The following is a 14,551-nucleotide window of genomic DNA, read 5'->3' on the forward strand; positions in this document are numbered from 1 at the left end:
TATAAAGATGTTCAGATATGGCTTATACTCTCACCTACAATGATTTACCTGAAAATATCCAACATTGGCAAGGTTTACCGCTGTCATTAAATGGCTGTGAAGTGGTTCCTTTAGATTATAATGCAGGTAAAACAGGCTGGATTATTTATGGTAAAAAGTTAAATAAAACAGTCTTATCAAAGTTCCAAGATCAACTTGCTATGCCAATGGTGATTGTTTCATCATGGAAAATCAAAACTTATCAGATTGTTCGTATTGCAGGGGTGATACCTAAAAAAGCTAAATCGATATCATTAGCATTAGGTATTGATGTTGCCCCAATCGATAATTTACCCACGCTACGCTCCCCAGGGTTACTTGTTATGGACATGGATTCGACAGCGATTGGCATTGAATGTATTGATGAACTGGCCAAATTGCATGGTGTAGGGCAGCAAGTTGCAGCGGTAACTGAACAAGCGATGCGTGGTGAACTTGATTTTGCCACAAGTTTGCGAAAACGTGTGGCAACCTTAAAAGGCGCACATCAAGCTATTTTAGATCAAGTTAAAGATAATTTACCACTTACTCCTGGGCTTACTTATTTAGTAAAAGAACTGCATAAAAAAAATTGGCATGTAGCTATTGCCTCAGGCGGTTTTACCTATTTTGCGGATCATTTAAAGCAAAAGTTAAAATTAGTTGACGTTTATGCTAATGAATTAGAAATCAAACATGGTAAATTAACTGGTAAAGTTTCTGGTCAAATTGTTGATGCAAAATATAAAGCAAGGACATTACAACAACTAGCAGCATCGTTGGAAATTCCCATTGAACAAACTGTCGCAATTGGTGATGGAGCCAATGATTTGATGATGATTCGTATTGCTGGTCTAGGTGTTGCTTATCATGGTAAACCTAAAGTTGTCGAAAAAGCACGAATTAGTATTAATTATGCTGATTTAACGGGTTTATGGTGTATTTTATCCACTAGTTTATTAAGTGAAGGTTAGGAGATTAAATTGGCAAAAGCAGTAAAACGTGCTTATGTTTGTAATGATTGTGGAGCAGATTACCCACGTTGGCAAGGGCAATGTAGCTCATGCCATGCTTGGAACACCATTACCGAAGTTAGGCTTGCAAGTACCTCTTCACGTAACGACAGATTAACGGGTTATGCAGGTAGCGGGATTGGGCAAGCTAAAATTCAAAAATTGTCCGAGATCAGTTTAGAGGCACTGCCAAGATTTTCAACTGGTTTTTCAGAATTTGATCGTGTGCTTGGTGGTGGTGTCGTACCGGGGAGTGCCATTCTCATAGGAGGGAATCCCGGAGCAGGTAAAAGTACGTTGTTACTGCAAACCATGAGTAAACTCTCATCACAAATGAATACACTTTATGTTACTGGTGAAGAATCCCTCCAACAAGTTGCGATGCGTGCCCATCGATTAGGTTTACCTGCGGATAATATTAATATGTTGTCCGAAACCAGTATTGAGCAAATCTGTTTATTGGCTGAGCAGTCCCAGCCTAAATTAATGGTGATTGACTCTATCCAAGTGATGCACCTTACTGATATCCAATCTTCGCCAGGTAGTGTTGCACAAGTACGCGAAACAGCGGCTTATTTAACACGTTTTGCTAAAACAAAAGGCATTGCCATTATTATGGTTGGGCATGTTACTAAAGATGGCTCTCTTGCTGGTCCAAAAGTACTTGAGCACTGTATTGACTGCTCAATTTTATTAGATGGTGATGCTGATTCTCGTTTTAGAACTCTACGCAGCCATAAAAACCGTTTTGGAGCAGTAAATGAGCTGGGTGTATTTGCTATGACCGAACAAGGTTTAAAAGAGGTTAGCAACCCATCAGCAATCTTTTTAAGCCGTGGAGATGAAATGCTACCAGGTAGTTCGGTAATGGTATTGTGGGAAGGTACTCGCCCATTACTGGTTGAAATCCAAGCACTAGTCGATCACTCGATGTATGGTAATCCAAGACGAGTGACTGTAGGATTAGATCAAAATCGGCTTGCATTATTGCTTGCAGTATTGCATAGGCATGGGGGATTGCAAATGGCCGATCAAGATATTTTTGTTAATGTTGTTGGTGGTGTAAAAGTTACCGAAACAAGTGCGGATTTGGCATTGATTGCAGCACTTGTATCAAGTTTTCGCAATCGCCCGTTGCCACAAGATATCGTTATTTTTGGTGAAATTGGTCTTGGTGGCGAAATTCGACCAGTACCAAGCGGACAAGAACGAATCTCTGAAGCGGCTAAACATGGTTTTAAAAAAGCAATTGTACCTATTGCCAATATGCCGAAGAAGAAGCCCGAAAATATGCAGATTTTTGCAGTTAAAAAAGTATCAGAAGCACTAGATATTTTAGGTGATTTTTAAAAACCAGATAAAATAGTAATAGTTAAAATTAATCCGCCAATAAGATTATCGGCGGATTAAAGTTGGATTCAATTTCTATTAAATGGGTTAATATTATTGTTTAATAACAAATTTCATAACAAGGTTGATAAGCGCTTCCTCCTGGCAATTTCATTCGGTTTTGTTTAACAAAACTACGCAATAAATTATCAAGTTGCTGCATAATTTCAATATCACCTTGTAATTTGTATCGACCATTTTCGGCAATTTGCTTCATACCAAATTCTTTAACATTTCCTGCAACAATACCAGAAAACGCACGACGCAAATCAGCGGCTAACAGCTCGACAGGTTGCTCACGATGAAGATTTAATGAGGCCATATTAGCGTGAGTAGGTTCGAAAGTATGTTGTAACGATTCATCGATTTTTAATAGCCAATTAAACCCATAAGCATCGCCTGTTTTTAAGCGTGAAGCTTTAACATGCTTAACACCCTCTTTCATAATATGAGCTACTTGTTCAGGTGAATCGATAATAATTTGATAAAGTTTAGTGGCCTCATCGCCTAATGTGCTACGAATAAAATTATCTATTGAAGCAAAATAATCTTCGCATTCTTTAGGTCCAGTCAGAATAAGAGGTAGGGTTTGGTGTTTATTTGCAGGGTTTAATAAAATACCCAGAATATAAAGCAACTCCTCAGCGGTGCCTGGTCCACCAGGGAAGATAATAATGCCATGAGCCATTCGCACAAACGCTTCAAGGCGTTTTTCGATATCGGGCATAATAATCAATTCATTGACTAATGCATTAGGCGGTTCTGCTGCAATAATTGACGGTTCGGTCATACCAATAAAACGGCTTTCTTTATAACGCTGTTGCGCATGACCAACGGCAGCTCCTTTCATTGGTGCTTCCATAACACCTGGACCACAACCAGTACAAATATTAAGTTCACGCAAACCAAGTTGCATACCTACTTGACGGGCATAATAGTATTCATTTTCGTTAATCGAATGTCCACCCCAGCAGACAACCAAATTTGGCTCTTCACCCACATGGAGCGCATTGGCATTGCGTAAAATAGAAAAAACAAGGTTTGTAATATAAAACGAATGATCCCTTTCAAATTTGAAATCGGAAATAAGCTCTTTAACTGCACTGATTTGACTATTCAAAAAAAGGATATCGCGTAACACTGCAAACAAATTAGCTTGAATTGAACGAATAATTCGACCATCAACAAAAGCGCTTTCTGGAGCATTAACCAACTCCAACTTGACGCCTCGCTCTTTACTAATCACATTAATTTCGAAAGACTGGAATCTATCTAATAGATCTTTCGTATTATCGGTTTTACTACCTGCATTTAGTGTTGCTAACGAACAATTTCTATATAATTTATAAAGTTCGCTATTGGCAGATTTTTTCAGAATATCGACTTCTGCCTGAGCAAGTAAATCCATTGATCCTAATGGGCTAATATGGGTGATCATTACAACCTCCATTTGACTATTTTATCAGCAAGGCGACTATTATATACTTAAACTGACTGAATAGGTAAAGTTGATAAATCTTCTTGATAACAGATTAACAGTTTAAAGTGATACAACAAAATCCAAACAGAATTAAACTCACTAAAGTCTCTACCACTAAACTATGAGTAGATTAAATTAGACTACCTATAATGAATAGAGTAAAGAAAGAGACTTTTATCTTATATCTTTATTAATTTTTTACTAAAACACATAGTAACCTGAAACTTTTTGACAAAAAGTCAATTTATTTTTATCCAATGCTTATTATTAATCAATTCGTTTAATAAAGTGTTTTATCTTAAATCCCATGGCAATCAATGATGCAAAATAGACTAAAATACCCACAATAACCAATAAAAATAATCGCCCGATACGAATCAACATTGAACCAGTTGACCAATCAGGTAATAACTGTGAACCGAACCACAATATTGCAGACATTAGAATTACCGCAATGACGATTTTACTCAAAAAGCAACGCCAACCAGGTTGGGGTTGATAAAGCTGTTTTTTACGCAACTGCCAATATAATAATCCAGCATTAAAGCAAGCGGCTAAGCCAATTGATAGCGAAAGACCAGCATGTTGTAATGGACCAATAAAAGCAAGATTCATTAGCTGTGTTAAAATTAATGTAATAATTGCAATTTTAACTGGTGTTTTAATATCCTGACGCGAATAAAAGGCTGGAGCTAGCACTTTAATCAAAATCAACCCAAGTAGACCTATAGAATAAGCAACTAAAGCTCGCTGGGTCATTAAAGTATCATTTAAGGTAAATTGTCCATATTCAAATAGCGTTGATATAAGTGGGCGAGAAATAACCCCTAATGCAATTGTACTCGGTAGAGCCAATAAAAAACAAAGGCGTAACCCCCAATCTAACAATTCACAATATTGTTTATGATCACCTTTAGAAAAGCTTTTTGCTAATGATGGCAATAAAATGGTGCCTAATGCTACACCAAGCACTCCAGCAGGAAACTCCATTAAGCGATCAGCATAATACATCCACGAAACCGAGCCTGAAACTAGAAATGAAGCAAAAATAGTATTAATAATTAAAGATATTTGCCCTACAGACACCCCTAAAATTGCTGGTCCCATTTGTTTTAAAACCCGCCAAACACCGCTATCTTTTAAGCTAATACGCGGTAATACTAGCATGCCAATTTTCTTTAAATAAGGTAGCTGGTAAAGCAATTGTAAAATCCCACCAACACCAACAGATACAGCAAGTGCCAATACTGGTGGATTAAAGTAAGGCGTTAAAAATAGGGTAAATACAATCATACTCACATTGAGTAGTGTTGGAACAAAAGCAGGGACAGAAAACCGATTCCATGTATTAAGGATGGCTCCAACAAGTGATGCCAACGATATAAAAAAGATATAAGGAAAGGTTATGCGTAGCATGGTAGTTGCAAGTTCAAATTTTTCAGTTGATTCTTGCATAAATCCAGGCGCAGTTAGCATAATGATAAAAGGCGCAGTGATAACTCCAATTAGCGTGACCAACGCCAAGACTAAAGTTAATAATCCAGCAATATAAGCAATAAATGTGCGAGTTGCCTCAGTTCCTTGTTGATTTTTATATTCAGCTAAAATTGGTACAAACGCTTGTGAAAAAGCGCCTTCTGCAAAAATACGGCGGAGTAAATTAGGAAGTTTAAAAGCAACAAAAAATGCATCGGTGGCCATACCTGCACCGAAAAAGCGTGCAATAATGGCATCACGCACAAAACCTAATACACGAGACACCATCGTCATTGAGCTGACAGTAGCTAAAGATTTTAAAAGATTCATATTCAAATTATATACAAAGTATACAGCCTAAAACTGATAATGAAGCATAGTCTACAAACTATTACTTTAAATAACCATGCTTTTTTAATAAACTTAATTTTATTGATACCGACAGCAAATACTGGCGAATGTTTAGTTTAACGATCTTCATAAGGTGTAAACAGCACGAATTCAACGATATCTTTATAGGCAGGGCGAATACAATCATCAAAATTGAGTTCTTCAATTCGATAAGCTAATACAAGACATTACTAATAATGTCGCATAAACATCTTTTGGTAAGCCAATCACGTCATAAACAAAGCCTGTATAGCAATCAATTGACACAAACGAGAATAAACTAATAAAGCGCTATTTGAATATATTGAAATCTATTATAATCAAGTTAATCGACATTCCGCCAATGGTTGAATATTGTCACACAAAAATGAAATTAAGTTATATAAGGTGAATACTGCTTAATATTTATTTTGGCGAAAATCTGAAAAAAGAGCATATACCAATTATGAAGATACCAAAAATAGTTATTCTAACCGGTGCCGGTATTTCGGCTGAATCGGGTTTATCAACCTTTCGTGCCCAAAATGGATTATGGGAAGGTTATGATGTTAATGATGTAGCAACTTACGAAGGCTATATACGCAACCCAACAGCGGTACATGATTTTTATAATATGTTACGCCGTAAATTACAAAATCCAGATGTTAAGCCTAATGCAGCCCACTTTGCGCTAGCTGAATTAGAACAGAAATTAGGTAGTGATAACCTCTTAATTGTGACACAAAATGTGGATAACTTACATGAACAAGCTGGATCTAAAAATATTATTCACATGCATGGTGAATTATTAAAAGTGCGTAATGAAAAAACAGGACAGATAATTGATTGCTTTAACGATGTGGATTATCAACAAAACAAATTCATTCGCCCACATATAGTCTGGTTTGGTGAAATTCCGCTACAAATGGAACAAATTTATGATGCGCTTTCGCAAGCAGATTGTTTTATATCCATTGGCACATCAGGTAATGTCTACCCTGCTGCTGGATTTGTACAAATCGCTAACCAAATAAGTGCTAAAACGGTTGAACTTAATTTAGAGCCCAGCTTAGGTGAAAGTCTGTTTCAAACCAAAATTTACGGACCAGCAAGTAAAATTGTTCCTGAATTTATCAAAAAATTCATCTAAAGCAAATTGCTACTTTAGTTGTTTAAGATAATTTTTGTTGCCCAAATTACTCATTTGGGCATGAATCCATTTGGTTCTCTTTTTTACTCGTTCACTTGGTTTAATTGGGCTCCAGCGTCTAGGATTAGGTAATACTGCCGCAAGTAAACTTGCTTGTTGTGACGTTAATTGATTGGCACTTACATTAAAATAATACTGAGAAGCCGCTTCAATGCCAAAAATACCTTCTCCCCATTCTGCACAGTTTAAATAGACCTCAAGAATACGCTCTTTTGACCAAAAAAGTTCTATCCATAATGTAAACCAAGACTCCATTCCTTTGCGAATCCAACTACGAGTTGGCCATAAAAAGATATTTTTAGCGACTTGCTGAGTAATTGTGCTAGCACCTTTAATATTTTTGCTATTTTGATTATGATTTAGCGCTAGGCGGATAGCGTTAAAATCAAATCCCCAGTGCACAGGAAAATTTTGATCTTCTGAAGCGATTACCGCAATTTTTATATTATCTGAAATTTCGTCCAAGTCTTTCCAGATTCGTTGTTGTGGTGTATTCCAATGCATTATCTTACGTTCTATCATTAACATAGAACCGAAAGGTGGATTCACCCAACGCATTACTAAGGTCGAAAAGATAGATAATAGCATAAATCCAATTATCGCTTTTTTAGTTATGTTTAAAAATTTTCTGAATAAGGGCTTCATGCTGATTTAGATAAAATAACGTAAAAAATTAGCAAATAAGATACGATATATTATTGATTAAATAAATAACTTTTTATAAATTCAACAAGTTGAAGTGGGTTGTTTATATCCAAAATGGGTAAAAAAGCATCTAACGGCTCATCACTAGTAATAGCCAAAGTAAAATCATCAATAAAAAACGGTTTTTTAACGGAGCTTCGGTGACAAATAATTTTAGGAATTTGCTCATCTTTAAAGCCCTCAACTAAAATAATATCAACATCAGAAAATTGATTAATTAAAGTCTGCAAATTGGCAGGTTTATTGGGTGTTTCACAAATTAAAGCGTAACGGTTATCACAAGCCACAATTGTTTGTAACGATCCAGCTTTACGCAATTTATAGCTATCTTTTCCTGGAATATCAAATTCAACATCGTGATGCGTATGTTTTAAAGTCGCCACCTTAAAGCCCTGCTCAACAAGTAGCGGAATAACCTTTGCCAACAAGGTAGTTTTACCACTACCACTGTAACCACAAATAGCGAGCGTTTTTTTTATATTCATTATTTCTTGGTTCAAAATGGTTATAATCAATTTAAACCTAATATACACTATTTTCTACCTCGAAAGAGATAAAACCAATGCAAAAGCCGCTAAAATCACAACTCAAACAACACCACAGTCAACTATAACCGTTTGATTTGATTGGAAACAAAACTTCAATAAAATCAATAGTCCACCTGAGCGATTTTAGAGCAAAAAACACATCGATAGCTCCACAATGTTAATAAGTTTGCCTTATCAGATCGCCAAAATATGCCGATAACGAAGTAAAGCTAGTACGCTAAACTGGGCTGTTGGGTGTGTTTGTGTTTTAGGTGTTATTAGCAATATTAATTATTCAACCAAAGGTCAAAATGTTTGAAATCTGACATCATAATTTAGTTAAAAAATTCACCTATTTTTATAACTGAATCATTTCTATCTTTATGTTTCTTTAAATTTATTTACATTTCTTTACAAAAAAGTCCGCCAAAAAACTAGCCAACTATTTTTTTTACGGCTATACTTTCACAGCTTTAGAAAAATAAGTGAATAATTATAAAAAATTTAAATAAAACAAAATATTACTTGACAGGTGAAACAAAATGCAGTACCCTTTTAGGCACAGGCAAACCTATGTCTTAAATTTATCAAATAATCCTATTCGACAAGTTTTTACTCGAAATTTATTTATATCGTCGAAATCATTTCTCGAATTATTTTCGAAATTATCCACAAAACTATCTTTAAAAATTCCATTGGCATTAGCGCCGTTGTTGTTATTGCCGTACTCTTTAGAATCGCAGGCATTATCGGCCACGACTTCTGAGCGCATTCACGGTACTGCGCCTTATTTAACTATTGATGGTGGTGTTACTAAAGTGACTAAAACAGAGGACTTATTAGGTATTAAGTTATCAGATGGTCGAACATTCACATTGCAAAATAATTCTTCATCACCGACAGCGCCAATCGAGTTACCTAATGTAGGGGATACCTTGGCTGATATTGAAATGATAGTCCCGCCATCAAGCAACTCAATAAATATAAATGACTTAGTGGCACAAGGTAAATGGGGCGATGATGATGGGGATGGACAGGGAGCAGGTGAAGTTACTGCATCAGGAAGTATATCGTTAGTAATAAAAGATAAAGATGGCAATACCGTTAATCGTAGTGATACATTAAGTCTATGTAATGCACCTTATAAGGTAACCTTAGATAGTTCAGAGGGAACTTTAGAGACTCGTTATGGCATGCCGAATAGTAGTACTTTTAGTGGAGGAACAGCGGAGTATTATATCACTCTGCCGTCAAAGCCCGTTATTTGTTCGGTCAGGCCGAATCTAAATTATGGCACAGGCAGGTATGCAGGTCCACCTAGTATGTGGAACCCAGCAAAGGGTTTTTTAATTCAGTCCACTAATCCATCATCTTACGGTTTAAATTTTCCAACAACAGGTGCAGATGGATTGTATTTTGATTTGGATATAGTTGGGGTAGATGCAAGCCAATTGAGTTGGACAGTTACTACGCTTGGTGATATAACGGCAGCGGTGAGTTGGACAAGGCCACTTTCAGGGACATTCACGGACCCAAAAGGGAATACTATACCAGCTGATGAGTGGATTACTGATAAATCCAAGAACGTAACGAGGGTAACGTTGAATGGTCCTAAAGCTGATAGTACTCAGATAAATTCAGATAATCCAAGTTCACTAACACGTCCATCTTTACCGCAAACCTTTGAGTTAGTCGGAAGGGATAGAAGTGGTAATGAGGTGAGGTATGGATTTGTGTTGAGGCAGTGGTTCGTCAATCGTGGTGGTCAATGGAAAACTTATAGTGACCAGTTAGCATGGTGTAATAGTTTGGGTTATCGTCCTCCGCAGGTAAGGAATTTAACCAATGGGAAGTGTTATTCATGTATAAGTGGCAGTGGCATAGCGACGTCTGATACTCCGCTTTTCAAGCGTCACATTGGAGCAGGATTTTTCACTGAGTGGGGCAGTATGCAATACTATGCTGATGTGGGATTCATGGGCGACGCTTACTTTTCAAGTGAATTAAAAGATGGTAAACGTTCGAACGTTGTTTCCGGGAATTTCGGCGCCACCGGTACTTTCGATCTTGTTTACGATCGTGGCTATACTATTTGTACTGCACCTTAATTTTTAGCGTTTATTTCTTAATCCTTTAGGTGCGGAAGGTGATTATGGTGCCTGAGAGGAAAATATAAAAAATAATAAAGCTCCAACGCAAGTTGGGGCGCTGAGTTTAATGACTAAAAGCCAAAACAACGCCCGACCGAAACAATTTTAAAGTTTGCGCTTTTGTTATTAACTAGCTGTTATTAACAAGTTGCCAATAATAGCTATTATCAAATAACAAAAGCGCTTTTATTAAAAAGTCAAATTCAATGTAATAAATAACTAGCCTATAAGTGTTTGATTTTATTTAGAAACGCAAATAAAAGTTCAATAAAATCAATAGCCTACCTGAACAATTTTAGAGCAAAAACACGCTTATAGCACCACAATGCTAATATGCTTGCCTTATCACAGCATCAAAATATACCGATAACCAAGTAAAGCTAGCACGCCAAACTTGGCTGTTGGGTGTGTTTGTGTTTTAGATGTTATCAGCAATATTAATCATTCCGCAAAAGCCAAAAACTTATAAAACTAACACTTTATTTTAATTAGAAAATTCACCCATCTATAAAGGCGAATCGTTTTTATCTTTACATTTTCTACAAAAAACGCGCCAAAAAAACTAGCTAACTATTTTTTAAACGGATATAATTTCGTCATTTTATAGAGGTAAGCTTATAAAACAAGCAAATAATCATAATAAAACGAAATAAAATATAAATTTACTTGATGGATGGAATGTAATGCAGTATCGTTTTAGGCACAAGCACTGGCAAACCTATGTTTTAAATTTATTAAATAATCTTATTCGACGAGTTTTTGCACGAAACTCATTTATATTTTCGAAATTATCCATAAAATTATTTTCAAAAATTCCATTGGCATTAGCGCTATTGTTGTTATTGCCGTACTCTTTAGAATCGCAGTCCTTATCGGCCACGACTTCTGATCGCATTCACGGTACCGCACCTTATTTAACCTTTGATGGTGGGCAAACTAAGGCAACAACGACTGATACATTATTAGCTATTGAGTTGCCGGATGGGAGTACCATTACGCCATCGACTAATACATCGAGTTCGACAAATCCGATAAGGTTAATCAATGGAAGTACCTTTAATGATATACATATGGTGGTGCCGTCGGGGGCAAATACAGTGAATTTAAATGACTTAGTTACTCGAGGTAATTGGGGTGATGATGATGGGGATGGTCAGGGTACTAATGGTGTAACGGCGACGGGGAGTATATCGGTAGATATTACTGATAAGAATGATCGCACTGTAAGTCGTAGTGAAACCTTAAATAATTGTAATGCCCCTTATAAAATAAAATTAAGTAGTACAGGTGGAAGTCTAGTTACCCAGTATGGCGTGCCGAATAGTAGTACTTTTAGTGGTAGTTCGGTGGTGTATTATATCAATCCGAATAACGATGTTAGTGTTTGTTACGCAAGGCCGAATCTTAATTGGGGCGAAAACCAATTTGCCGGCCCATCCAACATATGGAATCCTGATAAGGGTTTTTTAGTTCAGTCAACAAATTCTATCTCTTACGGTCTTAATTTTCCGACAACGGGTGCAGATGGATTGTATTTTGATCTAGATATAGGTGGAATCGATGCGAGTCAGTTGACGTGGTCTCCAGTCTCGCATGAAGGGATAACAGCTACAGTTAATTGGACGCAAAATGTAACACGGGTAACGTTAAGCGGTCCTAGGCCAGATAGCACTCAAATTCAGTCAGATAATCCTCGTCCACTAACAGTGCCATCTTTGCCGCAGACTTTTGAGCTAGAGGGTAGGGATAGTAGCGGTAATGTGGTGGTTAAATATGGATTTGTGTTGAAACAGTGGTTCGTCAATCGGGGTAATGTACATGATACTCAGTTTCACCACTTATCTTGGTGTGATCTTTTGGGTTATCAAATGCCACAGGTCAAGGAGTTAACTAACGCGAAGTGTGGTGTAAATCCTTATTTCCCATGTATAAATGGCATAGATGGCGCCATACCGTCGTCATATACTGAATATTACCAGCGTCGAATAGATGCAGGTTTTTTCACTGAGTGGGGCGACATGCTCCATTACCCTGATGCTGGGTTTTCTGGCTTCTACTACTGGTCGAGAGATTCCTCGTTCTTTGTCAACGAGGCCTTCGGCGATGTCACTGGTCTTAGTATTTCTGCCAGAACTTATGCTGTTTGCTCTACACCTCCAATTTTAGTACATAGTCCTTAATCCTTGGGGTGCGGGGCGGTTATGGTACAAATAGAGGTAAATACTGCAAAGAATAGCGTCCTCACGTAGTTGGGGCGTTTCCCTTAGGGTTGCGCCGTTGTGGCAAAGCCACCGCATCTAACCCATTCTATTTACCAATAAAAAAAGCATTATTTTTCACAAAACTATCATAAAACTTGTTGATTTTATTTAGTTTTTAGTTTAAAAATAATATCAAAAAAACAAATAATTATTTATCTTCTTTCTGATTAAATGAATTAAGTACCTCTAGCGTGTTGATATTGCTAAAACAAGCTGCTTTATCACTAAAATCAACCGATTTAGCACTGATTTGTTCTAAAAACAGCATCAGCTTGCGTTCGCCTTGCTCTAAATAGATTTTTAGTTGTTGAGTAACGGTTTTATGAATAAGTAGGATGGTTGGATGGTGGTATTGTCCATCATGTGGATAAATAGCGCTGTTATTTGCCGTATAAAAAGCTAAACGGTCAATTAAATCAGCTGGCAAAAAAGGCGTGTCACAACTGACAAATAAGTTCCAATCGGTTTTGCTGCGTAATAAACCGCTGTAAATCCCCGATAATGGTCCACAAAATCCTGCTAGGTCATCACTAAATATAGGATAACCAGCTTTTTGGTATTGTTCAGTGTGACGATTGCAATTAATCATGATTGCATCAACATGAGGTTTGATGCAATCAATGACATGTTGATAAAGTGGTTTTTGATGTAATAATAACAGTCCTTTGTCGTTGCCATTCATGCGGGTACTTTTACCTCCAGCTAGAATGATTGCAGTAATAGAGGGTTTTTCCATAAATTATTTCTCTTTTACGTTGCGAAAAAACAAAATAACATTACTATATAGTAAAGTTATTGCAAGTCGTAGCGTATCATTTTTAATGATTGCTTAATTATCATTATCTTCGAAAGGTTTGAAGATTTACTAAAGGTAACAATTATGAAATGTCATCGTATTGATGAAGTAATGGAATTATTGCAACCCGCATGGGAAGGCGATTCTGATCTTAATTTATTACAATTTTTAGCTAAATTAGGTCAAGAGGCTGGTTTTGAAGGTGAATTAAAAGATTTGAGTGATGAAGTCTTAATTTATCATTTAAAAATGCGGGGTTCGGATAAGAATGATGTTATTCCAGGTCTAAAAAAAGATTATGAAGAAGATTTTAAAACCGCATTGTTAAAAGCTCGTGGGATTATAAAAGAATAAGGAGAATCATTAAAATGAAAAAAACACTTATCGCAATTAGTATTTTGCTTTTTTCTGTAAACTGTTTTGCAAATGAAAGCCCAACTATTACTAAAGCCGACACGTCAGCGAATGCATTTGAGCCGATTGAATTAGGTAAACAATATGCTGCGCTACCAACTAATCCATCGCCAGATAAAGAAGTTATTGAGTTCTTTTCGTTTAATTGCCCAAGCTGTTTTAGATTTGAAATTCAAAATCAAGGTCCTCAAACTATTAGCAAGGCTTTACCAGAAGGTGTTAAATTCAAACGCTACCATTTAGAAGATTTTGGACCATTAGCTAAAGATCTTGCGCAAGCATGGGCTGTGGCTAATGTACTAGGTATAGAAGATAAAGCTTCAGATGCACTTTATAATGCGGTTCAAAAAGATAAAACAATAAAAACAGCAGATGACATTAAAGCTGTTTTTGAAAAATTAGGTGTTAGTAATGAAGTGTATGATAAAACAAAAGATAGCTTTTTGGTTAAATCATTTATGGCACAACAAGCAGATGCGATTAAAGAGATGAAACCAGATTCAATCCCTACTGTTATTGTTAATCGTAAGTTTTTTATCATAGCAAATCAACTTAATGTAACTAGTGATGATGCATTTATTAATGATTATGCAAGAGTTACTGCATTTGTAGCAGGGTTAGATCCTAATGCAAAAATAGAAGAAAAAGCGCATTCTGATAAAAAATAAATGGTTAACAAGTTTAGAAACAACATAAGTTAATCCCTTATTTTTGACGTTTTAAATCCCATTGTATCATTTTGT

At 36.4% G+C, this 14,551-nt stretch carries 12 protein-coding genes; 7 read left to right on the forward strand and 5 right to left on the reverse strand.

What is annotated here, in order from left to right; all coding sequences use genetic code 11:
- Positions 1-17 precede the first annotated feature (17 nt).
- Together serB and radA are read left to right on the forward strand one after the other, a co-directional pair.
- Positions 18-992 carry a phosphoserine phosphatase gene (gene serB, locus ACGH80_RS07480; protein WP_065560868.1) on the forward strand — a complete coding sequence of 325 codons (975 nt, stop codon included), beginning with the start codon at positions 18-20 and terminating at the stop codon, positions 990-992.
- A gap of 9 nt (positions 993-1,001) precedes the next feature.
- A complete protein-coding gene (gene radA / locus ACGH80_RS07485; RefSeq protein WP_065560869.1) occupies positions 1,002-2,381 on the forward strand; it encodes a DNA repair protein RadA in 1,380 nt (459 codons plus the stop codon).
- Positions 2,382-2,481: 100 nt separating this feature from the next.
- Here radA and ppnN read toward each other — a convergent pair whose 3' ends face one another.
- On the reverse strand, positions 2,482-3,858 hold the full coding sequence (gene ppnN / locus ACGH80_RS07490) for a nucleotide 5'-monophosphate nucleosidase PpnN (protein WP_411630779.1): 1,377 nt from the start codon (positions 3,856-3,858) through the stop codon (positions 2,482-2,484).
- 309 nt (positions 3,859-4,167) lie between these two features.
- Complete coding sequence (gene murJ / locus ACGH80_RS07495; RefSeq protein ID WP_085164982.1) at positions 4,168-5,706, reverse strand: murein biosynthesis integral membrane protein MurJ; 1,539 nt, start codon at positions 5,704-5,706, stop codon at positions 4,168-4,170.
- A 505-nt stretch (positions 5,707-6,211) separates the two neighbouring features.
- On the opposite strand from murJ, the gene cobB reads away from it, so the two are divergent.
- Positions 6,212-6,895, forward strand: a complete 684-nt coding sequence (cobB, locus tag ACGH80_RS07500; RefSeq protein ID WP_411630781.1) for a Sir2 family NAD+-dependent deacetylase — start codon at positions 6,212-6,214, stop codon at positions 6,893-6,895.
- A 9-nt stretch (positions 6,896-6,904) separates the two neighbouring features.
- Here the strand turns inward: cobB and mtgA are convergent, their stop codons facing one another.
- Complete coding sequence (mtgA, locus tag ACGH80_RS07505) at positions 6,905-7,600, reverse strand: monofunctional biosynthetic peptidoglycan transglycosylase (RefSeq protein WP_296300412.1); 696 nt, start codon at positions 7,598-7,600, stop codon at positions 6,905-6,907.
- Between the two features lie 50 nt (positions 7,601-7,650).
- Positions 7,651-8,145 (reverse strand): molybdopterin-guanine dinucleotide biosynthesis protein B, encoded by a 495-nt coding sequence (gene mobB, locus ACGH80_RS07510; protein WP_411578616.1) that lies wholly within the window; start codon positions 8,143-8,145, stop codon positions 7,651-7,653.
- A 584-nt stretch (positions 8,146-8,729) separates the two neighbouring features.
- Between mobB and ACGH80_RS07515 the strand changes: the two genes are divergently transcribed.
- Both ACGH80_RS07515 and ACGH80_RS07520 read left to right on the forward strand, forming a co-directional pair.
- A complete protein-coding gene (locus ACGH80_RS07515; RefSeq protein ID WP_411630783.1) occupies positions 8,730-10,295 on the forward strand; it encodes a hypothetical protein in 1,566 nt (521 codons plus the stop codon).
- Between the two features lie 725 nt (positions 10,296-11,020).
- A complete protein-coding gene (locus tag ACGH80_RS07520) occupies positions 11,021-12,517 on the forward strand; it encodes a hypothetical protein (protein WP_411630785.1) in 1,497 nt (498 codons plus the stop codon).
- A 229-nt stretch (positions 12,518-12,746) separates the two neighbouring features.
- On the opposite strand, the gene mobA is transcribed toward ACGH80_RS07520, so the two are convergent.
- Positions 12,747-13,334 carry a molybdenum cofactor guanylyltransferase MobA gene (mobA, locus tag ACGH80_RS07525; protein WP_296302094.1) on the reverse strand — a complete coding sequence of 196 codons (588 nt, stop codon included), beginning with the start codon at positions 13,332-13,334 and terminating at the stop codon, positions 12,747-12,749.
- Between the two features lie 144 nt (positions 13,335-13,478).
- Here mobA and ACGH80_RS07530 point away from each other — a divergent pair, with 144 nt between their 5' ends.
- Both ACGH80_RS07530 and ACGH80_RS07535 read left to right on the forward strand, forming a co-directional pair.
- Complete coding sequence (locus ACGH80_RS07530; RefSeq protein ID WP_034911797.1) at positions 13,479-13,748, forward strand: YihD family protein; 270 nt, start codon at positions 13,479-13,481, stop codon at positions 13,746-13,748.
- Between the two features lie 14 nt (positions 13,749-13,762).
- Entirely contained in the window at positions 13,763-14,476 is a 714-nt protein-coding gene (locus tag ACGH80_RS07535; protein ID WP_065626249.1) for a DsbA family protein, read from the forward strand.
- Positions 14,477-14,551: the final 75 nt, after the last annotated feature.

Source organism: Gilliamella sp. BG1, from assembly GCF_046635625.1.
GTDB lineage: Bacteria > Pseudomonadota > Gammaproteobacteria > Enterobacterales > Orbaceae > Gilliamella > Gilliamella bombi.

Excerpts from the sequence above, each read along its gene's own strand:
- serB (WP_065560868.1), top strand. The coding sequence starts at position 18 with ATGGCTTATACTCTCACCTACAATGATTTACCTGAAAATATCCAACAT.
- ppnN (WP_411630779.1), bottom strand. The coding sequence starts at position 3,858 with ATGATCACCCATATTAGCCCATTAGGATCAATGGATTTACTTGCTCAG.
- murJ (WP_085164982.1), bottom strand. The coding sequence starts at position 5,706 with ATGAATCTTTTAAAATCTTTAGCTACTGTCAGCTCAATGACGATGGTG.
- cobB (WP_411630781.1), top strand. The coding sequence starts at position 6,212 with ATGAAGATACCAAAAATAGTTATTCTAACCGGTGCCGGTATTTCGGCT.
- mtgA (WP_296300412.1), bottom strand. The coding sequence starts at position 7,600 with ATGAAGCCCTTATTCAGAAAATTTTTAAACATAACTAAAAAAGCGATA.
- mobB (WP_411578616.1), bottom strand. The coding sequence starts at position 8,145 with ATGAATATAAAAAAAACGCTCGCTATTTGTGGTTACAGTGGTAGTGGT.
- ACGH80_RS07515 (WP_411630783.1), top strand. The coding sequence starts at position 8,730 with ATGCAGTACCCTTTTAGGCACAGGCAAACCTATGTCTTAAATTTATCA.
- ACGH80_RS07520 (WP_411630785.1), top strand. The coding sequence starts at position 11,021 with ATGCAGTATCGTTTTAGGCACAAGCACTGGCAAACCTATGTTTTAAAT.
- mobA (WP_296302094.1), bottom strand. The coding sequence starts at position 13,334 with ATGGAAAAACCCTCTATTACTGCAATCATTCTAGCTGGAGGTAAAAGT.
- ACGH80_RS07530 (WP_034911797.1), top strand. The coding sequence starts at position 13,479 with ATGAAATGTCATCGTATTGATGAAGTAATGGAATTATTGCAACCCGCA.
- ACGH80_RS07535 (WP_065626249.1), top strand. The coding sequence starts at position 13,763 with ATGAAAAAAACACTTATCGCAATTAGTATTTTGCTTTTTTCTGTAAAC.